The organism is Arthrobacter sp. zg-Y238 (genome assembly GCF_024385525.1).
Classification (GTDB): Bacteria; Actinomycetota; Actinomycetes; order Actinomycetales; family Micrococcaceae; genus Arthrobacter_B; species Arthrobacter_B jinronghuae.
Map to the genome: position 1 here is coordinate 597665 of NZ_JANFLU010000001.1, position 25664 is coordinate 623328.

General features: G+C 66.6%; 22 protein-coding genes. 11 read left to right on the plus strand and 11 right to left on the minus strand.

The genetic code is table 11. The features are described 5' to 3' along the window. The first annotated feature begins 29 nt into the window (after positions 1 to 29). Positions 30 to 3494: a bifunctional proline dehydrogenase/L-glutamate gamma-semialdehyde dehydrogenase gene (locus NNX38_RS03020; protein WP_255796661.1), complete on the plus strand. Its 3465-nt coding sequence runs from the start codon at positions 30 to 32 to the stop codon at positions 3492 to 3494. On the opposite strand, the gene NNX38_RS16790 is transcribed toward NNX38_RS03020, so the two are convergent. After that, a complete protein-coding gene (locus NNX38_RS16790) occupies positions 3491 to 3817 on the minus strand; it encodes a hypothetical protein (protein ID WP_304661473.1) in 327 nt (108 codons plus the stop codon). The two genes, NNX38_RS03020 and NNX38_RS16790, sit on opposite strands and share 4 nt — an antisense overlap. Positions 3818 to 3863: 46 nt before the next feature. Beyond that, the gene (locus NNX38_RS03025; RefSeq protein WP_304661415.1) at positions 3864 to 5123 is read right to left on the minus strand and encodes an AMP-binding protein; all 1260 of its coding nucleotides are present in this window, start codon (positions 5121 to 5123) and stop codon (positions 3864 to 3866) included. Positions 5124 to 5312: 189 nt separating this feature from the next. Between NNX38_RS03025 and NNX38_RS03030 the strand changes: the two genes are divergently transcribed. Continuing rightward, complete coding sequence (locus tag NNX38_RS03030; protein ID WP_255796662.1) at positions 5313 to 6074, plus strand: SDR family NAD(P)-dependent oxidoreductase; 762 nt, start codon at positions 5313 to 5315, stop codon at positions 6072 to 6074. Positions 6075 to 6098: 24 nt separating this feature from the next. Here NNX38_RS03030 and NNX38_RS03035 read toward each other — a convergent pair whose 3' ends face one another. Then, a complete protein-coding gene (locus NNX38_RS03035; protein ID WP_255796663.1) occupies positions 6099 to 6332 on the minus strand; it encodes a hypothetical protein in 234 nt (77 codons plus the stop codon). Positions 6333 to 6445: 113 nt separating this feature from the next. Here NNX38_RS03035 and NNX38_RS03040 point away from each other — a divergent pair, with 113 nt between their 5' ends. The 4 genes from NNX38_RS03040 (at position 6446) to NNX38_RS03055 (ending at position 11898) form a co-directional block, all read left to right on the plus strand. Beyond that, the gene (locus NNX38_RS03040; protein WP_229950649.1) at positions 6446 to 6772 is read left to right on the plus strand and encodes a DUF6221 family protein; all 327 of its coding nucleotides are present in this window, start codon (positions 6446 to 6448) and stop codon (positions 6770 to 6772) included. 64 nt (positions 6773 to 6836) lie between these two features. Then, positions 6837 to 9023: a 4-alpha-glucanotransferase gene (gene malQ, locus NNX38_RS03045; RefSeq protein ID WP_255796664.1), complete on the plus strand. Its 2187-nt coding sequence runs from the start codon at positions 6837 to 6839 to the stop codon at positions 9021 to 9023. Positions 9024 to 9275: 252 nt separating this feature from the next. Beyond that, the gene (locus tag NNX38_RS03050) at positions 9276 to 10289 is read left to right on the plus strand and encodes an ABC transporter substrate-binding protein (protein ID WP_255796665.1); all 1014 of its coding nucleotides are present in this window, start codon (positions 9276 to 9278) and stop codon (positions 10287 to 10289) included. Positions 10290 to 10293: 4 nt separating this feature from the next. After that, positions 10294 to 11898, plus strand: coding sequence for a long-chain fatty acid--CoA ligase (locus NNX38_RS03055; protein WP_255796666.1), 1605 nt, complete (start codon positions 10294 to 10296; stop codon positions 11896 to 11898). Between the two features lie 68 nt (positions 11899 to 11966). On the opposite strand, the gene NNX38_RS03060 is transcribed toward NNX38_RS03055, so the two are convergent. From NNX38_RS03060 to NNX38_RS03090, 7 genes are all read right to left on the minus strand, one after another. Then, complete coding sequence (locus tag NNX38_RS03060; protein ID WP_255796667.1) at positions 11967 to 13196, minus strand: ABC transporter permease; 1230 nt, start codon at positions 13194 to 13196, stop codon at positions 11967 to 11969. Then, the gene (locus NNX38_RS03065) at positions 13193 to 14074 is read right to left on the minus strand and encodes an ABC transporter ATP-binding protein (RefSeq protein WP_255796668.1); all 882 of its coding nucleotides are present in this window, start codon (positions 14072 to 14074) and stop codon (positions 13193 to 13195) included. Before NNX38_RS03065 ends, NNX38_RS03060 begins: the two co-directional genes overlap by 4 nt. Before the next feature lie 107 nt (positions 14075 to 14181). Continuing rightward, complete coding sequence (locus NNX38_RS03070; RefSeq protein WP_255796669.1) at positions 14182 to 14937, minus strand: response regulator transcription factor; 756 nt, start codon at positions 14935 to 14937, stop codon at positions 14182 to 14184. 71 nt (positions 14938 to 15008) lie between these two features. Then, positions 15009 to 16412 (minus strand): sensor histidine kinase, encoded by a 1404-nt coding sequence (locus NNX38_RS03075; RefSeq protein ID WP_255796670.1) that lies wholly within the window; start codon positions 16410 to 16412, stop codon positions 15009 to 15011. Positions 16413 to 16561: 149 nt separating this feature from the next. After that, positions 16562 to 17203: a hypothetical protein gene (locus NNX38_RS03080; RefSeq protein ID WP_255796671.1), complete on the minus strand. Its 642-nt coding sequence runs from the start codon at positions 17201 to 17203 to the stop codon at positions 16562 to 16564. Beyond that, positions 17200 to 19101: a hypothetical protein gene (locus NNX38_RS03085; RefSeq protein ID WP_255796672.1), complete on the minus strand. Its 1902-nt coding sequence runs from the start codon at positions 19099 to 19101 to the stop codon at positions 17200 to 17202. Before NNX38_RS03085 ends, NNX38_RS03080 begins: the two co-directional genes overlap by 4 nt. Positions 19102 to 19105: 4 nt before the next feature. After that, on the minus strand, positions 19106 to 19468 hold the full coding sequence (locus NNX38_RS03090; RefSeq protein ID WP_255796673.1) for a DUF6507 family protein: 363 nt from the start codon (positions 19466 to 19468) through the stop codon (positions 19106 to 19108). Positions 19469 to 19724: 256 nt separating this feature from the next. Between NNX38_RS03090 and NNX38_RS03095 the strand changes: the two genes are divergently transcribed. Both NNX38_RS03095 and NNX38_RS03100 read left to right on the plus strand, forming a co-directional pair. Continuing rightward, positions 19725 to 20900, plus strand: a complete 1176-nt coding sequence (locus tag NNX38_RS03095; protein WP_255796674.1) for a M20 family metallopeptidase — start codon at positions 19725 to 19727, stop codon at positions 20898 to 20900. Between the two features lie 58 nt (positions 20901 to 20958). Continuing rightward, positions 20959 to 21417, plus strand: a complete 459-nt coding sequence (locus tag NNX38_RS03100; protein ID WP_255796675.1) for a hypothetical protein — start codon at positions 20959 to 20961, stop codon at positions 21415 to 21417. Here the strand turns inward: NNX38_RS03100 and NNX38_RS03105 are convergent. After that, entirely contained in the window at positions 21414 to 21962 is a 549-nt protein-coding gene (locus tag NNX38_RS03105) for a hypothetical protein (RefSeq protein ID WP_255796676.1), read from the minus strand. The two genes, NNX38_RS03100 and NNX38_RS03105, sit on opposite strands and share 4 nt — an antisense overlap. Positions 21963 to 22810: 848 nt before the next feature. On the opposite strand from NNX38_RS03105, the gene NNX38_RS03110 reads away from it, so the two are divergent. From NNX38_RS03110 to NNX38_RS03120, 3 genes are read left to right on the plus strand one after another with little or no spacing between them, the layout of a single operon-like run. Further along, positions 22811 to 23782 (plus strand): substrate-binding domain-containing protein, encoded by a 972-nt coding sequence (locus NNX38_RS03110; protein ID WP_255796677.1) that lies wholly within the window; start codon positions 22811 to 22813, stop codon positions 23780 to 23782. Between the two features lie 29 nt (positions 23783 to 23811). Beyond that, positions 23812 to 24831 carry an ABC transporter permease gene (locus NNX38_RS03115; protein WP_255796678.1) on the plus strand — a complete coding sequence of 340 codons (1020 nt, stop codon included), beginning with the start codon at positions 23812 to 23814 and terminating at the stop codon, positions 24829 to 24831. Beyond that, positions 24828 to 25604, plus strand: a complete 777-nt coding sequence (locus NNX38_RS03120; RefSeq protein WP_255796679.1) for an ATP-binding cassette domain-containing protein — start codon at positions 24828 to 24830, stop codon at positions 25602 to 25604. Before NNX38_RS03115 ends, NNX38_RS03120 begins: the two co-directional genes overlap by 4 nt. Positions 25605 to 25664: the final 60 nt, after the last annotated feature.

The window sequence follows — 25664 nt, forward strand, 5'->3', positions numbered from 1 at the left end:
TGCCTGTTAGATGAAAAGAGCACCAACTCATGACCGATACCTTTGAGGACCGCGCCAGCGCCGACGCCGCCCCCAGCGCCGAGCTGGCAGAGCAGTCCGTAGCCCTCGTCCGCCGCTGGCTGACCGAGGCCTCGGCCGTCCCCGTGGACGCCTCTGCCGCGCAGCTGGCCGGCGTCCTGAAGGACCCGGACGGCCTGGGCTTCACCGTGGGCTTCGTGGACGGCGTCGTGCGCCCCGAAGATATCCGCGTGGCAGCCCGCAACCTCGCCGCCCTGGCTCCCCGCGTTCCCGGATTCCTGCCCTGGTACATGCGCGCGGCTGTGCGCGCCGGCGGCATCCTCGGTCCCGTGGTCCCGCAGATTGTCATTCCCGCCGCCCGCAAGGTGCTGCGCGAAATGGTCGGGCACCTGATTGTCGACGCCACGGACGCGAAGCTGGGCAAGGCCATTGCCGGCATCCGCAAGGACAACACCCGGCTGAACATGAACCTCCTCGGCGAGGCCGTCCTCGGCCAGCATGAGGCAGCCCGCCGGCTGGAAGGCACCCATGCCCTCCTGGCCCGAGACGACGTCGACTACGTCTCCATCAAGGTGTCCTCCACCGTGGCCCCGCACTCCCCGTGGGCTTTCAACGAGGCCGTGCAGCACGTCATTGAATCCCTGACCCCGCTCTTCCGCCGCGCCGCGCAGTCCCCGGTGAAGAAGTTCATCAACCTGGACATGGAGGAGTACAAGGACCTGGAGATGACCATGGCGGTCTTCACCGGAATCCTCTCGCAGCCCGAGTTCAAGGACCTGGAAGCCGGCATCGTGCTCCAGGCCTACCTCCCGGATGCCCTCTCGGCCATGATGCGCCTGCAGGAATTCGCTGCCGAGCGCCGCGCCGACGGCGGTGCCGCCATCAAGGTCCGCGTGGTCAAGGGCGCCAACCTGCCCATGGAACAGGTGGAAGCCTCCCTGCACGGCTGGCCGCTGGCCACCTGGCACACCAAGGCGGACAGCGACACCAACTACAAGCGCGTTATCAACTACGCCCTGCACCCGGACCGCATCAAGAACGTGCGGATCGGCGTCGCCGGACACAACCTGTTCGACGTCGCGTTCGCCTGGCTGCTGGCCGGGGAACGCGGCGTCCGGGACGGCATCGAGTTCGAAATGCTGCTCGGCATGGCCGCCGGCCAGGCCGAGGTGGTGCGCCGCGACGTCGGCAGCCTGCTGCTCTACACCCCGGTAGTGCACCCGGCGGAATTCGACGTCGCCATCGCGTACCTGATCCGCCGGCTGGAGGAAGGCGCCAGCTCGGAGAACTTCATGTCCGCCGTGTTTGAACTGGCCGACAACGAGGCATTGTTCGAACGCGAGAAGCTGCGCTTCCTGGCCTCGCTGGAGAATCTGGACACCGCTGTTCCCGCCCCGCACCGCGTGCAGGACCGCAGTCTCCCCGCAGCGGCTGCCGCCACGGACAGCTTCGACAACACCCCGGACAGCGATCCGTCGCTGCCCGCCAACCAGGCCTGGGGCCGGGGCATCCTCGCCCGCGTCCCCGGATCCGAACTAGGCAAGGCCGCCGTGGCCGCTGCCGCCGTCGGCACCGAGGCGGAGCTCGACGCCGTCATCAACACCGCCGTCACCAAGGGCAAGGCATGGGGTGCACTCAGCGGTGCCGAACGCGCCGAGGTCCTGCACCGCGCAGGTGAAGTCCTCGAGGCACGCCGCGCCGACCTGATGGAGGTCATGGCCGCCGAAACCGGCAAGACCCTGGACCAGTCGGACCCCGAGGTTTCGGAAGCCATCGACTTCGCGCATTATTACGCCGAGCTCGCCCGCGAACTCGACAACGTGGAGGGCGCCCGCTTCGTCCCGTCCCGCCTGACCGTGGTCACCCCGCCGTGGAACTTCCCGGTAGCCATCCCCGCCGGCTCGACCCTCGCCGCCCTGGCCGCCGGGTCCGCCGTCGTCATCAAGCCCGCCCGCCAGTCCGCCCGCTGCGGTGCGGTCATGGTGGAAGCGCTCTGGGAAGCCGGCATTCCGCGCGACGTCCTGCAGTTCGTCCAGCTGGGTGAAAAGGAACTCGGCCGCCAGCTGATTTCCAACCCGGCCGTGGACCGCGTGATCCTGACCGGCGGCTACGAAACCGCCGAGCTGTTCCGCTCCTTCCGTCACGACCTGCCGCTGCTGGCGGAAACGTCGGGCAAGAACACCGTGATCGTCACCCCGAGCGCGGACTTCGACCTCGCCGCCCGCGACGTCGCCGCGTCCGCCTTCGGGCACGCCGGGCAGAAATGCTCCGCGGCCTCCCTGGTGATCCTCGTCGGTTCCGTGGCCAAGTCCCCGCGCTTCCGGAACCAGCTCGTGGACGCCGTCCAGTCATTGAAGGTCGGCTACCCCGAAGACCCCACCACGCAGATGGGCCCGGTCATCGAGCCCGCCGCCGGCAAGCTGCTTCGAGGCCTCACCGAGCTGGGTGAAGGCGAGGCCTGGCTGCTGCAGCCCGAACAGCTCGACGAGAGCGGCCGGCTGTGGAGCCCGGGCATCCGCACCGGCGTCCGCCGCGGCTCGGAGTACCACCTCACCGAGTACTTCGGCCCGATCCTCGGCGTCATGACCGCCGAGACCCTCGAAGAGGCCATCGATATGGCCAACGACATCGACTACGGCCTCACCGCCGGGCTGCATTCCCTCGAGCCGGCGGAAATGGACGTCTGGCTGAACCGCATCCAGGCAGGCAACCTGTACGTGAACCGCGGCATCACCGGCGCCATCGTCCGCCGCCAGCCCTTCGGCGGCTGGAAGAAGTCCGCCGTCGGTGCGGGCACCAAGGCCGGCGGCCCGAACTACCTGATCGGCCTGGGCAACTGGGAAGCAGTGAACGGGACCTCCGAGGCACCCGCCGAGCTGCCCGCCGCGGCGCCGGCTGCACGCCTGATCGCCGCCGCGGAATCGGCAGGCTCGGCCTTCACCGCCGACGACGCCGCCTTCCTCCGCCGCGCCGCGAACAGCGACGCGCGGGCCTGGAACGGCGAATTCGGCACCGCCAAGGACGTGTCCGCCCTGTCCGCCGAGCGCAACGTCTTCCGGTACGTACCCGTTCCGGTGACTGTCCGCCTCGCCGAAGGCCAGCCCGCAGCCCTGCTGGTCCGGGTCCTGGCCGCAGCGCTGACTGCCGGATCGGCAGTCAGCGTGTCCACCGCCGTCGACCTCCCGGCCGGCCTGCGGGCCGTGCTGACCGAACTCGGACTTCAGTTCCGGGTTCAGGACGACGCCGCGTGGCTGGCTTCCGCTGCCTCGCTGACGTCCGGACGGGTCCGGCTGATCGGCGGCTCCGCACAGGCGCTGGCCGAAGCCACCGGCGGCACTCCGGACATTGCCGTCTACGCCCAGCCCGTCACCGAATCCGGCCGCCTGGAGCTGCTGCCGTTCCTGCATGAGCAGGCCGTCAGCATCACCGCGCACCGCTTCGGAACGCCGAACTTCCTCTCGGACGCCCTGATCTAGGCGTTCACCGGAGGTTCGGAATCCGACGCCGAGCGGGAAGCACGCAGCACGAAACGCTGCAGCTTCCCGCTCGGCGTTTTGGGTAGCTCGTCCACAAAGTGCACGGCCCGCGGGTAGGCGTGGGCGGCGTACTGGGTTTTCACCAGCTGCTGCAGTTCCGCCGCCAGCTCGGGGGAGCCGGAGCCCGAGCGGAGCACCACGTACGCTTCAAGCCGTTCCCCGCGCAGCTCGTCCGGTACGCCGATCACGGCGCTCTCGGCCACCTCCGGGTGCGTGGCCAGCACGGATTCGACCTCGAACGGGCCGATCCGGTAGCCGGCCATGATGATCACATCGTCATCCCGGGCGGAGAAATAGGTGTAGCCGTCGTCATCCCGCGAACCGGTCGCCGGTGTAGTACCAGCGGCCGTCGCTGCTGTAGCGTTCGGCGGTTTTCTCCGGATTGTCCGTGTAACCGCTAAACCACATCAGCGGGCTGGCCGGAACATCAATGGCCACCCGTCCCTTCTCGCCCGTCGCGGCCGGGGAATCTTCTTCCAGCGACAGCACTTCGGTGCGGTAGCCGGGCAGGGCATGGCCCATCGAGCCGGGCCGGATCTCCCGGGACACGGACGCTTCCCAGCCGTTCACAATGCACATCCCCATTTCCGTCTGCCCGTAGTGGTCCCGCACGGCGGTGCCCAGGCAGCGCGTGGCCCAGTTGATGGTTTCCGCGTCGAGGGGCTCGCCAGCGCTGGAGGCGCGCTGCAGGGCCAGGGGGCCGACGCCGTCGGACGCCTCGGCCCGGAGCGAGCGGAAGATGGTGGGCGCGGCCGCAAAGTTCGTGACGCCGAACCGCTCCAGCACCTGCCAGCACAGCTTCGCGCTGAAGCCGCCACGCAGCAGCAGGTTCCGGCGGCCCGCGGCCATCGGCGCCAGGATCCCGTAGTAGAGGCCGTAGGCCCAGCCCGGATCGGCGGCGTTCCAGAACACGTCCTCCTGCTGCACGTCCAGTCCGTAGTGGAAGTAGGCGGAAAACGCTTCGAGGGCCCGCACCGGTACGGGAACGCCCTTCGGTGCGCCGGTGGTGCCCGACGTGAAGATCTCCACGAGCAGGTCCTCCGGGTCCAGGACTGCCGCCGGCATGCCGGGCTGCTCGGCGGAGAGCAGCTGAGCCCAGTCCAGGGCATCCGCGGCCCCGGCAGCGTCGGCATCCGCCGCACCGTCCGTTCCGACAGCCAGGACCGTGAGGCCCAGCTCCGGGACCAGGGGCGCCACTTTGGCCAGCTGGTTTCCGTCGGCGACCACCAGCCGGGCACCGCTGGAGGACAGGCGTACGGAAATGGCCGGCGTGGCAAACGCCGTGAACAACGGCACGTGAACCGCGCCCAGGCGCCACAGGCCCAGCAGCACCGTCACCAGATCACCGCTCTTGCCCATCAGGGTTGCCACCCGGTCCCCGGGGCGTACCCCCAGCCGGGCGAAGGCCGCGGCGGCCCGCTCCGAACCCTCCCGCAGCTCCCCGTAGGTCAGGTCCGTGGCCGAGAGGTCCTGCTCAATGACGGTAAAAGCAACCGAGTCTGCGGGATGCCGGTCGCACAGCAGTGCGGCAGGCGCCACCGGTTCCTGGACAGTGAGGGCGTTGAACATCTTATGCGGCTCCGTTCCATCAAGTGTGCCGTGGATCACTCCCGGCCGTAGTCTCCATGCTAGGCCCGCTCGGGCGGGGACAGGACATTGCCTCCTCGCCGGGCGCGGTCCATGATGGGGACCGAAAGCCGTCGGGGACGGATCGGGACGGTCGGGCCGTGACCGGCAGGGCAACCGGGAGGCGGGACCATGGAGCAACTGCTCATCGGGAAGAACGCGGTGGTCTACGGCGGCGGAGGAGGCATCGGCGGCGCCGTGGCGCAGGCCTTCGCCCGGGAAGGCGCGCGGGTTTTCCTTGCCGGACGCACGCCGGAGCCGCTCGAGGCCGTGGCGGAGCGGATCCGGCATGCCGGGGGTATGGCGGACATCGCGCTGCTGGATGCCACCAACGAGCGGGCGGTTAACGAACATGCCGACGACGTCGCGGCCGCCGCCGGGAGCCTGGACATCTCCATGAATGTGATCCAGCACGGGGACGTGCAAGGCACGCCCATGGCTGAAATGTCCGTCGCCGATTATCTGCGGCCCGTTTCCACGGCCGTTCAGACCTTTTTCCTGACCTCGCAGGCGGCCGCCCGGCATATGATACGCCAGCACTCCGGCGTGATCCTGGCGTTCGGCGGTTCGGGTGACCCGGTGCCCGGTCTGTACCTGGGCGGGCTGCAGACGGCGTTTGAAGCGATGGAGTCCATGCGCCGCCAGCTTTCCAGCGAACTGGGAACCCACGGGATCCGGGTGGTGACCCTGCGCAGCGGCGGTGTCCCGGAGACTCTGCCGGAAAACATGGAAGGCGCCGGCGAGATCGCCGACGCCATGATTCGCTCCACCATGCTGGGCCGCGCCGCCACGCTGGAGGATGTGGGCTATGCAGCAGCCTTCGCTGCTTCGGACCGGGCTGCCAGCATGACCGCCGCAACGCTGAACATCAGTGCCGGTGCCCTGATCGACTGACCAGGTTCCACGGCAGGGGTGCCGCTACAGCTTCCAGAGGGTGAAATCGTCCATGCTGGCCGCAGTCCGCTGGCCGGTGGATTCATCGCGGATCCAGACGGTGGACAGACCCGGGGCCGTGTCCTGGACCTCGCCGTGGAAATAGATTGTGCCGCCGCTGCGCGCTTCAACAATGTCTCCGCGGCGGAGGGAACGGATGCTGCGCACGCGCTTTGCACGTGCTTTCGTGGAGGGGGAGTGGGCACTGGCTACCGGCAAAAGGCATCTCCTGAATTAGTTGATACTTACACTAACCAGCGCATAGCCCTTAAATATTCCCGTTCGCGTATGGACCCCTGACCGGCGGGCAGTGCGCCGGGTAGGATTCGGCCATGGATATCGTCGATTTCCTGGTCACGCGTTTCCAGGAAGACATCTCCGAGGCCCGCAAACTACTCGCATCCTCCGACGTTTCGCTCTCCGACCGCTGGTACGAGGAGCGGCTGTTGAAGGAATGCGAAACGAAGCTCATGCTCATCGAGATCATCGGGGGCGCCCGCCGCCATGCCCTCTCGCGCATGATTGTGGACCCGGACGACGATCCCCAATTCCGTGAGGAGCTGGAGTGGACCCGGCTGGCGCTCTCCGCCCTCGCCGCCGTGCACGAGGACCATCCGGACTTCCAGGACAACTGGCGCCTGACGCAGGAACGGCCCTAACGGTCCGTTCGCTGCCAGCGATGCCGAAGGTGCGGCACCGGCCTGCGGGCCATAGATTGGTTGCATGAGTGAAAAGCCAAAAGCCCCGTCCGCCCAACCTGTTCCGGACGCCGCCGGCCTCCTCCGCCAGCTTGCCGACTTTCACAAGGTAGCCACCACGTTCACCGGCTGGGATGGTTCCGAGCAGCAGGTATCCGACGCCACGCTGCGCAGCGTCCTTTCCGCGCTGGGCCTGGCCGTCGAATCGGAACAGGACCTGGAACGGTCCCTCGCGGAGTCAAAGGCGGCTGCCTGGAAGCGCCCGCTGCCGCCGACCGCCGTCGTACGCCAGGGCAAGCCCGGCAGCGTGCCCGTCCACCTGCCGCCCGGCAGCACTGCGAAACTGACCCTGCGGCTGGAAGACGGCTCAGAGCAGGAACTCGCGTGGCCGGAGCAGCCTGAGGAGGAACGGGACATCGACGGCTCGGCCGTGGCACGTACCCTGGTTCCCCTGCCCGAGGGGCTGGAACTGGGTTGGCACCGGCTGGACGTGGCAAGCGGCGACATCTCCGGCAGTGCCGTGCTGGTGGTCACCCCGGACCGGCTCGACACCGCGGATAAGCTGGAAACCGATCGCGCCTGGGGCGTGCAGGCCCAGCTCTACTCGGTCCGCTCTTCCCGATCCTGGGGGATCGGCGACCTGACCGACCTGGCGGATCTCGCCGCCGTCGCCGGCACGGATTACGACGCCGGGTTTGTCCTCATCAATCCGCTGCACGCCGCGGAACCGGTGCCGCCCATTGAACCCTCCCCGTACCTACCCACCACGCGGCGGTTCTTCAACCCGCTGTACATCCGGGTGGAAGCAGTGCCGGAATACGCCTACCTGACCGACGGCCAGCGGCAGGCCGCCGAAGAGGCAGCCCGATCCCTGTACCCGGCCAACACCTCCGCGGCGGAACTGGACCGCAACGCCAGCTATGCGGCCAAGCTCCGCGTGCTGCAGGACGTGTACCAGGTGGAACGCAGCCCGAGTAGGCAGAAACAGTTCGACGCCTTCAAGGCCGACGCCGGGCAGGGCCTGGAGAACTTCGCCCGCTGGTGCGCCCTGGCCGAGGAACTGGCCCCCGACGCACCGGAATGGGCCGAGGCCACGGGCCCGGAGAGCGACTACGTGGTCCGTCAGCTGCCCCGGCTGCAGGAACGCATCGACTTCTTCAAGTGGCTGCAGTGGATTTGCGACGAACAGCTTGAGGGCGTGCAACTGGCCGCGAAGAAGGCGGGCATGGGGATCGGTGTGATCCACGACCTCGCCGTGGGTGTGCACCCGAGCGGCGCCGATGCGTGGATGCTCCGCGACGTGCTGACCTCCGGCATCTCCGTCGGCGCCCCGCCGGACATGTTCAACCAGCGCGGCCAGGACTGGAGCCAGCCGCCGTGGCACCCCGGACGGCTGGCCGAGTCCGGCTATGCCGCCTACCGGGACATGATCCGCACCATCCTCCGGCACGCCGGCGGCATCCGGGTGGACCACATCCTGGGCCTGTTCCGGCTCTGGTGGATCCCGCAGGACGCCGCTTCACCGGGCGAGGGCGCGTATGTCTACTACGACCACGAGGCGATGATCGGCATCCTCGCGCTGGAAGCGCAGCGGGCCGGCGCCGTCGTTATCGGTGAGGACCTGGGCGTCTTTGAACCGTGGGTCCAGGAATACCTCGGGGAGCGCGGGGTGCTGGGCACCTCCATCCTGTGGTTCGAGCAGACCGAGGACGGCCCGCGCGATCCGGAGGAATACCGGGTGGGCGCCCTGACCAGCGTCAACACCCATGACCTCCCGCCGACCGCCGGCTACCTGGCCGGTGAACACGTGAACCTGCGCGAGTCCCTCGGCCTGCTCAACCGTCCCGTGGAGGAAGAGCGGAAGGCGGACAGCGAAGCGCAGGAAGCCGTCCTGGAGGCGCTCCGGCAGCGCGGGCTGCTGCCCGAATCCGCCTCAGACCAGGTGGCCGGCCAGATGCACGGCGAGGAAGTGCAGCAGACGGTGGAGGCGCTGCACGAGTTCATCCTGCAGACGCCGTCGGTGCTTCTCGGCGTGGCCCTGGCCGACCTGGTGGGCGAGAAAAAGACCCAGAACCAGCCGGGGACCGCCGATGAGTATCCGAACTGGCGGATTCCCCTCTGCGGTCCCGACGGCGAGGCGGTGCTGCTGGACGACCTGGAGCAGAACGAAAGGTTCCGCTCCCTGGCCGCCCTGATGCAAAAGGGAATCTAGGGTTACACCCGCCCTCGCCTTTGGGCGTTGCGGCGGTCAAGATCAAGTGCCGGTGCGGCGGTCTGCTTTTGCGGACCGCCGCGCCGTTTTTCGTGCGCTTGCTGAGCCCCTGGCGGTATGCGGGAAACAATACTGTTGACATTCTCAACGATCCGGGGTGACATGGAGCCATCCGCCGTCGCGGGTTCCGGGATTCCCCGTCCGGGTAACGGCCAGGGCACCACTCTTACCACCACAATGAAGAGGTAGGTCATGAGGAACACGATCACCAGGAAACTGTCCACGGCTGCGGCAGGCGGAGTTCTGCTGGCACTGGCACTGACCGGCTGCTCCGGCGGTTCGACCGCCGGATCCGACGCCGAGTCGTCGCCGTCGGGCAGCGAAAGTTCCGGCAGCGGTGAACTCCAGCAGGTAGTGGTGGGGGTGTTGTCCATCGCACCGTCCTCGGCCATGCAGTACGGCATCGATGAAGGCATTTTCGAGAAGCACGGGCTGGAGATCGAGCTCCAGCGCGGCACCGGCGGGGCAGCCATGCTGCCGGCGGTCTCCACCGGCGACATCCATTTTGCCGTGGGTAACCCGCTGTCGGTCATGGTGGCCAAGGACAAGGGCCTGGATATGAAGATCGTGTCCGGGTACTCCAATTCCTTCGCCGAAGGCGACGACATCAACGGCGTGGTGGCGCGTGCGGACTCCGGGATCACGTCCTTCGCCGATCTGGAAGGCAAAACCACCACCGTCAACGCGGTCAACACCCAGGGCGATCTGACCATCATGGAAAGCGCCGCCCTGGCCGGCGCCGATCCGGAGCAGCTCAACTTCAACGAGCTGCCGTTCCAGGACATGGAAGCCGCGCTCGAGCGAGGCAATACGGACGCGGTCTGGCTGCCCGAGCCTTTCCTGAGCCGCGCCCTGGCCAATCCCGACTACGTCCTGGTGGGCTATCCGAACCAGGAAGCGGTCGCCGGGATGCCAACGATGGTCACGTTTACCTCCGGCCGGTATGCGGACGAAAACGAGGAAACCGTGGCGGCGTTCAAGGAGGCCGTCACCGAAACACTCACCCAGGCACAGGCCAACGTCGACGACGTCCGCGCCACCCTTCCGACGTTTATGGGGATGGACGCGGCGGTCGCCGAGAACCTGAAGATGGAGGAGTTCGACGGCGAACTCCGAAGCGACGAGCTGGATGACCTGGGCGCACTCATGCTGAAGTACGAGTTCGTGGCAAAGGAACCGGACGTCGATGCCATGACGGTGCAGTAGCGCCATGGAGAACCAGGGGCTGGGATCGTGGATACACCGCCGGCGCCTGAAGTCCGCCGGCCGGACGGCGCTGGTCTTCCAGGGCCGGGGCATCAGCTACACGGAGCTGGACGAGCGGATCAACCGGCTGGCACAGGCACTGCGGGCAGCCGGTGTGGACCACGGCTCCCGGGTGGCTTTCCTCGGGGATAACCATCCCGCATTCCTGGAGACGTTTTTCGCCGCCGGAACGCTGGGCGCCGTCTTTGTTCCGTTGAACACCCGCCTGGCGCCGCCCGAGATTCAGTTTGCGCTGCAGGATTCGGGCAGTTCGGTGCTGGTGTACACCGGTGCGCTCACCCGGCTGGCACAGCTGGGGTCAGCCGGCACCTCGGTGACGGTGCGGCTGGAGGTGGCCGACGGCGCGGCGCAAGCCGGCGGCGCGGCGCAAGCCGGCGGCGCGGCGTCGGCCGACGGTCCGGCAGCGGCCGAGGAGGGCGGATCGGGCGGAGAAAATGTGTCCGACTTCGACGCCGTGATCGCCGCGGCATCCCCTGACCGGCTGGACCTGCCGGTCGGGGGAGACGACGGCGCGATGATCCTCTATACCTCCGGCACCACCGGCCGGCCCAAAGGCGCCCTGCTGTCCCACGCCAACCTGGCCTGGAACTGCTACAACGTGCTGGTGGACTATGACGTGTCCGGGACGGAGGTCGCACTGATGATCTCCCCGATGTTCCATGTCGCTTCCCTGGACATGGGCGTCCTGCCGGTGCTCCTCAAGGGCGGGACGGTGGTGCTGGAAACCAGGTTCGAACCGGGACGCACGCTTGCCGCGATTGAACAGTATGCAGCCACCTACATCAGCGGCGTTCCCACCACGTACCAGATGCTGTGTGAACATCCGGACTGGGACAAGCGGGACATCAGCTCGCTGACCACCATCACCTGCGGCGGATCCGCGGTGCCCCTGCGGGTCCTGGAAGCCTATGAAGCCCGCGGCCTGTCCTTCTCCAACGGCTACGGAATGACCGAAACGGCCCCGGGAGCCACGGCGCTTCCGGCCGCCCGGTCCAGGGAAAAGGCCGGTTCCGCCGGATTGCCGCACTTCTTTACGGACGTTCGGATCACGGGTCCGGACGGCGGGGTGCTCCCGGCGGGTGAGGTGGGGGAGATCCAGATTTCCGGCCCCAACGTCGTCCGCTCCTATTGGAACCGGCCCGACGCCACTGCGGAAGCCTATGCGGAGGACGACTGGTTCCGGTCAGGCGACATGGGCTATTTCGACGACGACGGGTACCTGTTCATTTCCGACCGGCTCAAGGACATGATCATTTCCGGCGGGGAAAACATTTATCCGGCCGAGGTCGAGCAGGTTATCGCGGAGCTGGAGGCCGTGGCAGCCGTTGCCGTGATCGGGGTGCCGGACAGCAGATGGGGTGAAGTTCCCCGCGCGGTCATCAGCCTGCGGGAGGGATACGCGCTGACGGCCGAAGAAGTGCAGGAACACCTCTTCGGCCGCCTGGCCCGGTACAAGGTGCCGCGCACCGTGACGATGGTGGAGGACTTTCCCCGGACGGCGAGCGGAAAGATCCGCAAGGCCGAGCTGCGCCGGCAATACCCGGACTGACTGCAGTACAAATGAAACAGGCGGGGAGCCGATGCTCCCCGCCTGCCTCTGAGATTCTCCCGCCGGGGCTACTGCTCCAGCTTCATGGCCTTGCGCAGCGTCAGCGAGCCTCCGCTCTGCAGCACGGCCCGCCGGTAGATCTTCGCGGCAAAGCCCAGCAGGGCGTACGCAGCGGCCAGCGCGATGGCCAGCGAAGCGAAGGTCTGCCAGAGCGGCACCTCCGAGCTGAGCATCCGGATAGGCATGGCCACTGAGGAAATCACCGGCACAAACGAGGCGATGACCAGCAGCTGCCCCTTGGCGAACATGCCGGCAAACAGGGCGGCGAAGATGACCGCCATCACCGGGGTGGAGCTGCTGTTCAGGTCCTCTGAACGGCTGGCCATGGAGCCGAGCATCGCCCAGCCGGCGGCCAGGATCAGGAACCCGATCAGGAAGAAGACCAGGAACCAGCCCGAGATCGGAATGATGGATCCCACCATGTCCGCGGTACCGGTGAGGTTCAGCGCCAGGAGGGCCGCTCCGCCGTAGAGTGCCAGCTGCACCACGGCCAGGACGGTGTTGCCGATCACCTTGCCGTAGAGGAGCTGGCGGATGGGGATGGCGGTGGCGAGGATTTCCACCACCCGGTTCTGCTTTTCCTCCAGCACGGAGGTTGCGATCGCCAGGCCGAAGATGATCGTGGCCATGTAGAAGAGGAAGCTGAACGCGAAGCCGACGGCGGCCGCGATTCCGGCCTGCTCGGCGTCGCCTTCCAGCAGCGCTTCTTCGAGCTCGCTGCCGGCGGTCAGCTCCGCTGCGGTGGTGCCGGCCGCAGCGGCGTTGGCACTGATGACGTAGCTGGTCAGGGCCTCGGAGACAGGTCCGCGGATCCCGGAACCGATTTCGTCCTTCCCGGTCAGGGTCCAGCTGCCGTCATCGTCCTGAATCAGGGCCGCGTCGGCTTCTTCATCGCGGACCAGCTGCAGGGCGGCTTCGGGGGAGTCTGCCGTTACGGCTTCGAAGGTGGTGTTCCCGTCTCCCTCCTGGCCGGCGGCATCGGCGGCAGTGATGATCTCCGTGGCGGCGGTATCTGCCACAGCCACGGTATGGTCCGAGCCGCGGGATGACATATAGGCGTTGAACAGGATCGTGCCCACGATGAGGACCAGGGTCGCGACTGTGGACAGCAGATAGGTGCGGTCACGCATTTTGACCATGACTTCGCGCAGCGTCACGATTGCCCAGGCCGGCGTGGTATCCGGGGCATCGGGTGCCTGCCCGGGTTTGGCTACGGGAGTGCGGGTTTCGGTGCTCATGCTGTCACCTCACGGTAGATGTCGCTCAGGGACGGGCGGATGGGGGCGAATTCCTGCACCGTGCCGCGGGAGAGGGCGGCGGCCAGGGTGCGCTGGGCGTGCGCGTCGTCGTCGAACTCCACGAGTGCGGAGGGACCGGCGACGTCGATGACGGTGAGTCCGGTTTCCTCGCGCAGCCAGCCGGCGTCGGGGGAGACCGTGATGCGGTGGCGGCGGGGTGCCGTGGCACGAAGTTCGTCGCCGCTGCCGGCAGCCATGAGGCGCCCGCCTTGCAGGACCACCAGGTTGTCGCAGAGCCGGTCCACCAGGTCCAGCTGGTGGCTGGAGAACAGTACCGGGACACCGGCGGCGGTCCGTTCGCGCAGCAGCTCCACCATGGAGTCGACGGCGATCGGGTCCAGGCCGGAGAACGGCTCGTCCAGGATCAGGGCGGTGGGACGGTGCAGCAGTGAGGCGGCGATCTGCACGCGCTGCTGGTTGCCCAGGGAGAGCGATTCGAGCTTGTCCTTGCTCCGGTCGGCCAGATTAAACCGGTCCAGCAGTTCCATTGCCTCGCGCCGGGCCGAGGACTGGCTCATCCGGTGCAGCTGGCCGAGGTAGACCAGCTGGTCGATGATGGGCTGCTTGGGGTAGAGGCCGCGCTCTTCGGGCATGTATCCGAATTGTGCGCGCTGCGCGGCGGTCACGGGGGCCCCGTCCAGCAGCACATCGCCGGCCGTGGCGGTCAGGACGCCCATGATCATGCGCATGGTGGTGGTTTTACCGGCGCCGTTCGCGCCGACGAAGCCGGTCATGCGGCCGGACGGAATGTCGAACGTGACGTCGTCGACGGCGGTTTTGTCCCCGAAGCGTCGGGTGAGATTGCGGACCTGCAGCATGTGCTGCTCCTTCCCCGGAAGAAGCCGGGCCTAGTGATGAACTTCTGCTTCGAGCTTAGGCAGAAGAGCAGCACGGCGGATCGGCCGCGGGATGGAACCTGCCCGGGTCAGCCGGAGGTCGGTTTGTCCCCCGGGAGGATGAGGCCGGACTCGTAGGCGAACACCACTGCCTGCACCCGGTCCCGGACCTGGATCTTGCCCAGCAGGTTGGAGACATGGGTCTTGACGGTCGCCTCGGCTACGAACATCCCCGCCGCGATCTCGGCGTTGCTCCGGCCCGCGGCAACGTTCACGAGCACTTCGCGCTCGCGGGAAGTCAGCGAGTCCAGCAGTTTCTGCTGCTGAGCGGACCCCGACGGCGGACGGGTCCCGACGGCGGCGGGGGTGGCGGTTGGGCGGCCGTTTGGGTGGGCAGCCGCGCCGGCAGCCTCTGCGTGCAGCTGCCGGGCAAAGCGTTCGATGACCCGCACCGTCATTTCCGGTGCCAGCAGGGCGTGGCCGCCGGCGACGGCGTGGACCGCTGCCACCAGGTCGTCCGGGTCGGAGTTCTTCAGCAGGAAGCCGCTGGCGCCGGCGCTGATGGCATCAAAAAGGTAGTCGTCTCGTTCAAAGGTGGTGAGGATGATGACCTTCGCGGTGCCGGCCCGCACCACCTGCTCGGTGGCCCGGATCCCGTCCAGGACCGGCATCTGCACGTCCATGAGGATGATGTCCACGGGGTGTGCGGCGGCAAAGTCCACGGCTTCGGCGCCGTTGGCGGCCTGGCCCACCACCTCGATTTCGTCCTCCACTGAGAGCATCATGGCAAAGCCCGCCCGCAGCAGGGCCTGGTCATCAGCCAGCAGGACGCGGATCGGTTCCATTACTTACGCTTCTCCCTTTCGAAGGAGTTCTGCCGGCCGCAGTATGCGGCCTTCGGCAACCACGGTAACGGTCAGTGCAGCGGAAACCGGACCCGGACGCGCCAGCCGCCGCCGGAACGCGGTCCGATTTCGGTGATGCCGCCGTGCAGGTCGGCCCGTTCCCGGATACCGCGGATGCCGAAGCCGGAACCGGCGGTGCTGCCGGTGCGCGGCCTGCCGTTGTCCACGGTCTCCACCTCCACCCAGCTGTTGCCGGTCCCCGTGGTGCCCGTGCGGAGTGCGACGACGGCGGAGCCTGCGGTGGAGTGCCGGCGGACGTTGGCGAGGGACTCCTGGACGGTTCGGTAAATCGAGAGGCCCAGCGGTGCGGGGACCCGGTCCAGCGAGCCGGGCACGTCTTCGGACCGGTGGTAGGACACGGACAGGCCCAGTTGCCCGTGCTCTGCCACCAGTGCCGGGAGGTCCGCGAGGCCGGGCTCGGGGGTTCGCCGCGCACCGCCGTCGGACTCCGATCCCGGTTCCTCGCCCGCGCGGAGTACGCCCAGCAGGGAACGCATCTGTTCCACTGCTTCGCGGGAGGATGCCTCGATGGTCTGCAGGGCGCCCGCGGTGGCCTCGGGTTTCTTCTCCAGCACCCGCCGGGCTGCGCCGGCCTGGACACCGATCACCGCGATGTGGTGCGCGACGACGTCGTGCAGTTCCCGGGCGATGCGCAGCCGCTCATCCAGCACCGCCTGCCGGGCCAGTTCCGTCGCCTGTATTTCCAGCTGGGCGGACTGTTTGACCAGCAGCTCGCGCTGGTGCGCGCTGCGCCAGGCGCTCATGCCGAACATAATGGCTCCGCCGAAGAAAGCGGCGTTGATGGCGAAGTTGTAGAGCGCCAGGGATGCCAGCGGCGGCAGGAAACCGCGGTAGGTGTCATCGCCCTCCATGACCCGTTCCAGCATGCCGTCATAGGCGGAGGAGACGGTGAAGGCAAGGATAATCCACAGTGCCATCACGGCAATGACCACGGTGGTGCCGAGCCAGAGCATCCTGCGGTCCTTCGCCCAGGCCACGGCGGTGTAGAGCGACGCAAAATAGGCAGCCTGGAAGCTCGTCTGCGTGGCAACCATGGGCACCAGCAGTCCCAGGCCCAGGAACGCGGCGCTGCAGACCAGCATCACGGCCACCGGGTAACGGCGGCGCACCGCCAAGGGCAGGATGATCAGGGCCAGCGCCAGATGCTGGAGCCAGATGGGCCGGGTTTCCCCGGCGAGGGCACCGATTCCGCGGCTCACCTCCATAACGAGAGCGGAGACCAGCAACACGACCAGGGTTCCGATGACGTCGTGGCGCTGCTGCGCGACGGTAGGCCCCGGGCGTTCCCAGTCCTCCCCGGTTCGCCAGGGGAGGCGGGCGAGCCAGCCGGGCCGGGTCCGTGCGTGCTGTTCCGACCCGGCGTCGGCCGTGTCGAAGGCCATGGTCTCGATCATGGTGCCCAGTCTAGGAGTTGCACCGCCGGCGGGGGCTCCGCCGCAGGGATGAACGACGTGCGGCGGATCCAGTGGGCAGGTCTCTCGGTGACCTGCGCGGTCGAACCGGTTACGCGGATTCTCTGCATTGGAACCGTACTACCGGCTGCTCATGGGGTGGAGACTGCGCCGGAACCGTCTGCCTTTTCGGCGTTGTGGTCATAGTGCTGGCTGAAGGAACCGTACTCCGGGTCCAGGCTGGAGCGGATCATCTGGTGGTCATCGGGGTTTTCCACGCAGGGCGACGTGATGACCAGCTCCACAAAACGCCTTCCGTCACGGGCGGCGTGATCGTATCGAGCGGTAAGGGACAGCTCATCCTTGTGGAAGCTGACCTCGTAGACCACCCCGTTATTGTTCTCCTCGTTCCGCACCTCATCATCCAGTGCCCAGCCGTCCTCCTGCAAATAGGCCTTTAGCGCGTCCATTGATCCCTGGGCGGACGGGTGATCAGCGTACCTGCCGTCCACCGATGCCATGGTTCGAGTGAGGGTGTTCCAATTGTCATCGTGCGTGAGGTCCAGACAGGATTCTTCTTTCGCGTCGCTGATCCGCAGGGGCGACCCTTCGCCGGCCGCCTCGAGGAGGTTGGGCAGGAGGGGGTCCAAGCCGGGCAGCACGGCAGCCGCGGGGCGGGCGGACGGCGAGGCGGATTCGGCGGTGCCCGGCGACAGCGCGGGGGCGCATGCTCCGAGGGCAGCAACCGGCAGCACGATAAGGCACATGAGGAGGGAGCGACGCATTGTCCTCACTTCCCGGAACCTGGAATTGAGTGCATCCGGTGCCCCTTGTAAGCCTCCGGGGTTTCCTCCAGCGGATTACTCAACACGACACCCCCTTCAGTGATGAGGTAGTTGTCCGGTCCATAAGGTACGAAGGGATAAAGTTCCTGCCCGTAAATCACGCCCCGCATGTTCCTCATCGCCGTAGAGTCCTTACGGAAGTATTCCGTGTGCCCGCTCACCACTTCTCCGCCGTCGTCGTGATTGATGAAACCTGATTCCAGACGTGTCACGCCCATATCGTTGGGATCAGCGCCCTGGAATATCCCGCCGCCCCACAGGGCCAAGTTGATCGGATCATCCCGGGACTGGATCCAGTATCGGTTTGCGTCCGGGGTGGTCGTGTTTTCGACGCTGCTAACCCCTTCACCCACTCCCGAAGGTGCCAGATAAATTACGTTGTCGATATCCAGGCCCATCCGTTCCGCCGTGCCCAACATAGCCGCTCCGGCGCTGTAACCGATGCCTGTGGTGGATGCGTCTGACGGCAGTTCAAGGTCCAGTGCCGCGTCGAAGGCGGCCAGTTTTCGTCCGCCCTCCGTGTTGTAGTAACCCGTGGCGTTGCTGCCTATCTTGTCGGGAAGGTCTGCGCCCTGCCAGTAGAAGGAGAGATCGTCTGCTCCTGCCCCGGCCGTGAGGTCCGCCAGCTTGCCGGTGTAATCCCCCACGCTGGCCAGATCGGCCTCCGTCCCGGGGACCAGCAAGGTGCTGGTCCTGGTGCGGGGCGAGGGGGTCCCGTTCATGGTGACTATGCTCCCATCCGCCTCAATGTTGACCATCACCGTCTGCAGGTCGTTGTTGATGACGTGGTCGAGGCCCTGCTTCTTTTTGGTAAGCGACTCCCGGATCTCCTGGCCCCTTTTACTCCCGTCGCCCTCGCCCAGAGCCGCCAGCTGCCGGGTAAGTTCTTCGCGGTAGCCGGCCGCCGTCACCGTGTTTGCACGGGCCCGCTGGGCCATGGGCACACCGTTGAGGTTTCCGAAGACAGCCGGATACAGCAGGAGAAGCCGCTTCTGATCATCCTCCGAGAGCAGTCCCCAGGCCTCGTTGATCTTCCTGATGCCTTCGGCGGCCAGATCGGCGGGCAGATCAGGTGTCCCCCGGGGGCGGTCATACATGGTGTTCATGACCTCCAGCATCGCTGCCTCGGCAGACCCCGGAGGCGGTGGTTCGGGAAGTTTATTGTTCGAGAGCAGCAGGGCTGCTTCGGGATTCACCTTTGCCCACTCGCGCAGTTCCTCTTCGTTCAGATCGATGAGCGAGGCGGCCACGGCCGCGGGATCCAATTCCCCGAAATCGTCCAGGGTGGAGGTCAAGCCGATCCAGTCGGGGGAGGGAAGCACCGGGCCGCCCAGGGCAGCAAGCACCGGCAGGGTATCCCCTGTTCCGCCGGATATCAGAGACAAATCCGAGACGGCGGTTTCCACAGTCTGGGACCAGTTGCGCTGCAGGCTCAGAACCCGTTCGTTGAGCTCCGAGACTTCACGGTTCAGCGCGTCCTGCGCTTCATCATCACCGGGAATATCGGAGGACGCGGTTCTGCTGAGCAGCCCGGTCCGCTCCGTCTTGAGGGTTTCGGCCTCCTGCTGCAGCGGCTTACCGGTTACGGCGAAGTCCTCGAGTACGGCTGCGGCGGAAGAGAGCGCAACTGCCCAGTCAACGGCAGGGTCGCGCAGGTCCGTGAGCGCAGCGTAGACCCGGTCCTGTGTGTGACTTTCCTTGTAGGCCTGCTGCAGCCCATCCCATGCAGCGGAGGCAGCATCAAGTTGACTGATTGCAGAAGAAGCCTTGTCCCGCATGACGGCAGCCGCCTCGCCCAGTTTCTCCCACGGTACGTCGATGTCCGGAATGCTTTCTATGACGGCCATGGCGCTAGTCCAGCGGGGTCAGCGGTTGGGGGCGGAAAAGCGGGGGAACATAGCCGGTGTCTACCCGCGTCATGATGCTGTGGGCGTTGTAGTGCATCTCATCGTCTCCGGCCAGGAATGCCTGGGTAGCCACGGCAACTGTCTCTGCCTTCCGGAAGACCAGGCTGGATATCCTCTGGCCCACGTCGGCGCGCGGAGTCCAGAACGAGGTAAAGGCTTCCGCCACTTCCGTTGCGGTACCGAACTGGCCAGCGGTGTCATCCCCGCCGGTTTTGGCTGCGTTGACGGCGTCGTGGAGCGCCGTGCCCTCCGTGGCCACAGCCATCAGTATGGCCTGCAACGACGGAACATCTATGTCGTAAGACATTCCCTTCCCCCCCTTTATGTGCGGTCACTATACATAACCTCGGGGTGGTCAATAACGTCCATGGGGAGAAGTACCCATGGACGCGTGGCGGGCAGGCGGTGGGACCGGCGTCCTAAGGCGTTGGTCCCGACTATTACCGCCCGGCTGCGCCGGACTGTCTGCAAGGCTGTGCTGGAGGCGAAGGAGTGATTTACTGCGTAGGTAGCGGCAGCCCGAACGGCGGCCGGCCATCAGCGTAGATGACAGGACTTCAAGCATGTTTGTACAGGAAGCACAGGCGATCCTGCCTGAACTGGTGGCCCTGCGGCGGGAGCTGCACCGGGATCCGGAGACCGGAATCAACCTGCCCCGCACCCAGGAAAAGGTCCTCGCCGCCCTTGAGGGGCTGGGCCTGGAAATCACCCTGGGCGTGAAGACCACCTCCGTGGTCGCCGTGCTCCGCGGCGCCGAGCCCGGGCCCACCGTCCTGCTGCGCGGGGATATGGACGCGCTGCCGGTGAGCGAGCTGACCGATCTGGACTATGCCTCCACCAACGGCGCCATGCACGCCTGCGGCCATGACCTGCACGTCGCCGGCCTGGTCGGCGCTGCCCGGCTGCTCAGCGCCCAGCAGCAGGACCTCTCCGGCAACGTGATCTTTATGTTCCAGCCGGGGGAGGAGGGCCACGACGGCGCGAGCCTGATGATTGACGAGGGAGTGCTCGACGCCGCGGGGGAACGTCCCGTAGCCGCCTACGGCATCCACGTCCGGCCCGGCCCGCTGGGAGTCTTCCGCACCAAGCCCGGCACGCTGATGGCCGGCGCGAACGAACTGCGGATCACCGTGAAGGGCTCCGGCGGGCACAGCTCGCAGCCGCAGACGGCCATCGACCCCGTTCCGGCCCTCACCGAAATCGCCACGGCGCTGCAGACCATGGCCACCCGCCGGTTCTCCGCCTTCGACCCGATCGTGCTTACCGTGACCCAGCTTTCCGCAGGGGAAGCGATCAACGTCATCCCGGATACGGCCAGCCTCGGCGCCTCGGTCCGCACCCTCTCGGAGGAATCCCTGGACCGGGTGATTGTGGAATCCAAGGCGCTCGCCGAGGGCATCGCCGCCGCGCACGGCTGCAGCGCGGAGGTGGACTTCACCATCCGCTACCCCGTCACCTGCAACGATCCCGACCGGACCCGGGAAGCCGTCACCGGGCTGCGGCAGATCTTCGGCGAGGACCGGGTGCTGGAATCCCGCGATCCGCTGATGGGATCGGAGGACTTTTCGCTGGTGCTCAACGAGGTCCCCGGCACCTTCATCTTCCTCGGTGCGACCCCGCCGTCGGTCAATCCGGTCACCGCCGCCTGGAACCACTCCCCGCGGGTGGTTTTTGATGACGCGGTGCTGGGGGACCAGGCCGCCGCCCTGGCGCAGCTGGCTTACAACCGGCTCACCTAGGCGGCTGCGGTGCGCCCGGCTCCTGCGGGCGTTCGGGGCAGGGTGTAGCGTCGGGCACATGTCCGCCCTGAAGAAGGTCCTTGCCCTTGCCGCCCGCCCCGCGCCGCCGACGTCGAAACCACGCCGCTGGGCCGCCGTCGGACTTGGGACGTTCCTAGCCTTCGCCGGCACCTCGCACCTGACCTTTGCCCGGCAGGAATTCCAGGCGCAGGTGCCGGACTGGGTCCCGCTGAACGAGGACGCCGTGGTGCTGCTCTCCGGGGTGGCCGAAATCAGCCTCGGCGCAGCGTTGATCCTGCTGCCGAAGCGGCGGGTGCCGGTGGGCCTGGCTGCGGCTGCATTCTTCATCGCGATCTTTCCGGGCAACATTTCCCAGTACGTGACGCATACGGACGCGTTCGGTCTGGAGTCCGACGGCGCCCGACTGGCCCGGCTGTTCTTCCAGCCGCCGCTGGTGGTGTGGGCACTCTGGTCCACCGGTGCGTGGAAGGCGCTGCGGGCGGGGCTGAAGGGCTAGTAGTGCGAGGTTTTTTCCCAAATGACCTTCTGATCAACCTCGACGACTATCCAGGGTTCAAGCGGACCCTTTTCCTGAAGCCGGATCCGGCGTCTTTCAGCCCGGGGCAGTTTCCGGAGGCGCTTGCGTCTGGCACGGCGCACTTCCGCCTCCCGGTCGTCGCGCTCGTTGATCGGGTCCTCCCAGTCCCGGTACCACTGAGGCAGCAGGAGGGGCCGGAGGACCTTTGGGAGGAAAAAGACGTGCATCATCGCTATGGGCACGCACAACATAAAAGGAGCCAGGCCGAGATCCCTTGTCACGGAGGCGTCCACCCCCAGTGCCTCCAGTCCGAGGAGAACATCCATCACGGTCATCGGCGCGCCGGCCCAGAACATCATGAAACCCAGCCGGGAGTGCTTTGCCGTCGACTTGGGGCCGGAGGGGCCTACCCAAGACGTCCAGCGGCCGGAATATGCGAGAACACCCGGCACGAGCAGGGCGGGACCGATGCATATGACGAGGGCAGTGAACGCAATGAGGGCAATTTGGGGCGGCGAGTCCATGGCGATCACTCTAGGGGACGGGGGCGGGCCAACCGGGATTGGTGGGCCGGAATCTGTACACTCCTGGTTCAGGAAAGACGGAGGGCAGGGGGGGGGCAGACGCGGGCGGGCAAGCTGATGGCCCGCAATCGCCGGCACCACCCAATTTCCCGGCTCCGCGCTATGGACATGGTCCTGTGGATGCGAGGCCGGGAAGCGGCGTAGCCCGGAAGCCAGCGGAGACGAAGCAATTTGCGCGTGCAGACGGTCTACTGAGTAGATAACGGGCGTATCCGCGCGGAATAACCCCGTTACCTGCTCAGTAGATGCCGCTGGCCCCCGTTATTCTTTGGCGCTCTGCATCGTCCCCGCGACACTTCTATTCATTGGACGAGGATTTCTTCGACACCTGGGCCGGGGGTAGATGGCGCTTCTGTATACGCCCATGTACATGGGACGAAGCTTCATTAGAGCGGTTTTGACTTTCCTGGCGGACGGGGTCGGAAGGCTGCGGGCCCTTCGGCCGATCTTGGAACCCATCTCCCAGTAAACCCATCGAGTACGTCCTCCGGGCCAGGCAAACTCCATCCAGAAACCGTTGCGAAACCGTTCCGCTTTGGTGTCTCTGCGGTGGTGAAGGATGTGACGGCAGGGGTTGCTTGGTGGGTTCCGGCCGCCCGCGATCAACGAGTTGCCCGCAGCATCCCGCCGCTGCTGCAGTCGCAGACATTCATGGCTGGAGGGAGAAGAGGCTTGGGCGCCGCCGGGTGGGGGTATTGCGCATTAGGCTACTGGTCGGTACAGTGCAGAAACCGATAATGTCTGGTGTCTTTCGCAGGCAATGCTGCCCCTGTGCACAAGGAGATTCAATGAAGAATACTCGCGCCCTCACAATCGCAGGCACCGCGCTCGCGGTCAGCCTGTTGACCCTTCCCGGATGCGCCGCATCCGAGGAAGCGGCTGCCGAGCCCGCCGGTTCCGCCGGAGCGGAGTCGAAGGGAGAGATTGCCTTCTTCACTCCGTCCTCCCAGATCGACGTCGTCGCGGCGCTAGCTGACGGCGTGGTCGAGTACTTCGAGGGTGAGGGTTATACCGTCACCATCCAGGACGCGGGCTTCGACGCGGTGAAGCAGGCCCAGCAGATCCAGCAGGCCATCGACACGCGCAGCATCGTGGGGGCGTGGATCATGCCCGTGGCGCCTGAGACCGCCGCTCAGAGCCTCGCGGCGCTGCAGGCGGCGAAGATTCCCGTGGTTGTGGAGGGTCCGCCCATGTCGGTCGGATTGGAGGGACCTCAGCCGGGAATTGCGTTCGACGAGCCGGACTTCATGAAGTACGGGACGATGATCGGCGACACCGCAGCGAAGTGCGCCGTTGACGGCGAAGGGCGCGAGGCGCTGTTCCTGATGCCGCCTGATGCCGCCGGCGGCACAGAGCAGGTCATCGGTGCCATCGAGAATTCCTTTGCAGCCGGAGCCCCGGACGTCCCCATCGTCGCGACCGGCGAGGCTGCGGACATTTCGAGTGCACAGACCACCGTCTCGCAGCTCCTCATCGCCAACCCTGATGCGAACGTCATCATTGCGGCGAGCGACGAGACCGCGCTCGGTGCGGCGGGTGCCTTCAAGGCTGCCAACAAGACTCCGGCCTGCATCGTGGCCGGCGGCGGCGGTGACGGGGCCGTGGCCGCGCAGGAGGCCGGAGACATCACGGCTGTCGTCAGCTGGGACTACTCCAGCGCCGTTGACGAGGCCGGAGCAGACCTCATTCGCCTGATCTCTGACCCCACATCCCAGGGCGGGATCATCGAGACTCCGGTTAAGGCTACGGGCGGTAACTGAATATGGCGCTTGTTACCCGGGCCGACACGGTGAGTCAGCTCTCGCCGAACAACGCCCTGCCGTGGAAGATCCGTGGGCTGCTCCTGATCCGTGACCAAGGCCTCCTGGCACTCTTCCTCGCGATCATCGCCGTCTTCGCGTTCTGGGGGGCACCGTACTTCCTCACCCTGCCCACCGCTATCTCGATATTGAACGCGGCAGCGATCGCGAGCATCTTCGCCGCGGGTGTCGCTGTGGGGATCATGACGGGAGTGCTGGACCTCTCGGTGCCTGGCACAGCCGCATTGGCCGGCGTCGTCACCGGGCGCCTCCTTCAGGAGGGGCTGCCGGTGGGGGCGGCTATCATGTGCGGCTTGCTGGTGGGACTCGTCGTGGGTCTTGTCAACGCCGTGGTCGTACTCCGGGGGTTCAATCCCCTCATCGTCACCATCGCCATGCTCAGCGTGCTCAGCGGTGCATCGCTCCTGATCGCCGGCAGTTACAACATCTCGGGGCTCACCCAGCTGGTGTTCATGGGAACGCGGACATACTTCGGCATTCCCGCACCGGTGTACATCGCGGTGGTCCTCTTCATTATCCTCACTGTGTTCCTCAAGTTCACCCGCGGGGGGACACGTCTGCTGGCCGTCGGCGGCAGCGCCGAGGCCGCCCGCCGCGTCGGCATCGCGGTTAACTGGTACCGCATCCTCGGCTTCGCGATCTCGGGTCTGTGCGCAGCCCTCGGAGGAATCGTGACGGCGGCGTACATCACGACCGCGGTCCCGAGCGCCAGCGTGGGCACCGTCTTCACCGCAATGACAGCTGTTGCGCTTGCGGGGGTGCCGTTCGTCGGCGGTCGGGGGAGCCTCCCCAGGGTCGGTCTCGGCGTGATTGTGGTAGCGACGATCTCTGCCGGACTGTTGCTGGCGAAGGTGCCGGCGGACTGGTCTTCGGTGGTGACGGGCGTGCTGCTGGTCGGCGGTCTCGGACTGAACATGTGGACGACAAACACAACGTCAAAGCTCCTTCTCGCCAGTGGCGACGACGGCGCGAAAAGAGGAACACGATGAGTGACGCCGCATTGGAACTGAAGGACATCTCGGTCCACTACGGATATGCCCGTGCCCTGGAGGGAGTGTCCCTGACCGTCCATGCAGGTGAGGTAGTCGCGCTGTTGGGCGACAACGGTGCCGGCAAGTCGACGCTGCTGAAAGTCATGTCGGGTGCGCACAGCCCCAGTTCGGGGCAGATCCTCGTGCACGGGCGCCCGGTGGATTTCAAGTCGCCGAGGGATGCTTCCGGTGCCGGTGTCCAGATGGTGTATCAGGACCTCGCACTGGTGGAGGCGATGGATATCGCCGGGAACCTCACCCTGGGCCGGGAGCAACTCATGCGTGGGCCTCTCGGGTGGCTCGGGTTCCTCGACCACAAGGCGATGCGGCGTGAATCGGAGCGCGAACTCGACGAGTTGGGCATCCGGACGGCGCCGGTGACCCGCCCCGTCGAGATGCTGTCCGGTGGGCAGCGCCAGGTTATCGCCATTGCTCGGGCAAGCGCGCGCTTGCCCGAGCAGGGCATCCTCCTCATGGATGAGCCGACGGCTGCGCTCGGACACGAGCAGACCGAACTCGTCGAGGAGCTCATCAAGACCCTCGCTGCGCGCGGCACCTCGATTGTCGTAGTCACCCACAACCTTCCACTCGCCTTCGCCGTGTCCGACCGCACCGTCGTCCTCAACCGCGGGCGCAAGGTGGCAGACACTGCGACGGGGTCAGTCGACAAGGAAAGCGTTATCGGCTGGATCACGGGCGCCTCCGTCCAAGAGGGTGTCCTGGAGTCCTGAGCTGAACGCAGAGCGGAAGCTGGGCAGACGTGCTTCCGCTCCACGGCTGTAGCCCTGAAA

Bases quoted from the DNA above. Each gene is read 5' to 3' on its own strand.
- NNX38_RS03105 (WP_255796676.1), bottom strand. From the start codon at position 21,962: ATGGACTCGCCGCCCCAAATTGCCCTCATTGCGTTCACTGCCCTCGTC.
- NNX38_RS03060 (WP_255796667.1), bottom strand. From the start codon at position 13,196: ATGAGCACCGAAACCCGCACTCCCGTAGCCAAACCCGGGCAGGCACCC.
- NNX38_RS03050 (WP_255796665.1), top strand. From the start codon at position 9,276: ATGAGGAACACGATCACCAGGAAACTGTCCACGGCTGCGGCAGGCGGA.
- NNX38_RS03100 (WP_255796675.1), top strand. From the start codon at position 20,959: ATGTCCGCCCTGAAGAAGGTCCTTGCCCTTGCCGCCCGCCCCGCGCCG.
- NNX38_RS03085 (WP_255796672.1), bottom strand. From the start codon at position 19,101: ATGGCCGTCATAGAAAGCATTCCGGACATCGACGTACCGTGGGAGAAA.
- NNX38_RS03055 (WP_255796666.1), top strand. From the start codon at position 10,294: ATGGAGAACCAGGGGCTGGGATCGTGGATACACCGCCGGCGCCTGAAG.
- NNX38_RS03030 (WP_255796662.1), top strand. From the start codon at position 5,313: ATGGAGCAACTGCTCATCGGGAAGAACGCGGTGGTCTACGGCGGCGGA.
- malQ (WP_255796664.1), top strand. From the start codon at position 6,837: ATGAGTGAAAAGCCAAAAGCCCCGTCCGCCCAACCTGTTCCGGACGCC.
- NNX38_RS03040 (WP_229950649.1), top strand. From the start codon at position 6,446: ATGGATATCGTCGATTTCCTGGTCACGCGTTTCCAGGAAGACATCTCC.
- NNX38_RS03025 (WP_304661415.1), bottom strand. From the start codon at position 5,123: ATGTTCAACGCCCTCACTGTCCAGGAACCGGTGGCGCCTGCCGCACTG.
- NNX38_RS03070 (WP_255796669.1), bottom strand. From the start codon at position 14,937: ATGGAACCGATCCGCGTCCTGCTGGCTGATGACCAGGCCCTGCTGCGG.
- NNX38_RS16790 (WP_304661473.1), bottom strand. From the start codon at position 3,817: ATGGCCGGCTACCGGATCGGCCCGTTCGAGGTCGAATCCGTGCTGGCC.
- NNX38_RS03090 (WP_255796673.1), bottom strand. From the start codon at position 19,468: ATGTCTTACGACATAGATGTTCCGTCGTTGCAGGCCATACTGATGGCT.
- NNX38_RS03020 (WP_255796661.1), top strand. From the start codon at position 30: ATGACCGATACCTTTGAGGACCGCGCCAGCGCCGACGCCGCCCCCAGC.
- NNX38_RS03120 (WP_255796679.1), top strand. From the start codon at position 24,828: ATGAGTGACGCCGCATTGGAACTGAAGGACATCTCGGTCCACTACGGA.
- NNX38_RS03110 (WP_255796677.1), top strand. From the start codon at position 22,811: ATGAAGAATACTCGCGCCCTCACAATCGCAGGCACCGCGCTCGCGGTC.
- NNX38_RS03065 (WP_255796668.1), bottom strand. From the start codon at position 14,074: ATGCTGCAGGTCCGCAATCTCACCCGACGCTTCGGGGACAAAACCGCC.
- NNX38_RS03075 (WP_255796670.1), bottom strand. From the start codon at position 16,412: ATGATCGAGACCATGGCCTTCGACACGGCCGACGCCGGGTCGGAACAG.
- NNX38_RS03095 (WP_255796674.1), top strand. From the start codon at position 19,725: ATGTTTGTACAGGAAGCACAGGCGATCCTGCCTGAACTGGTGGCCCTG.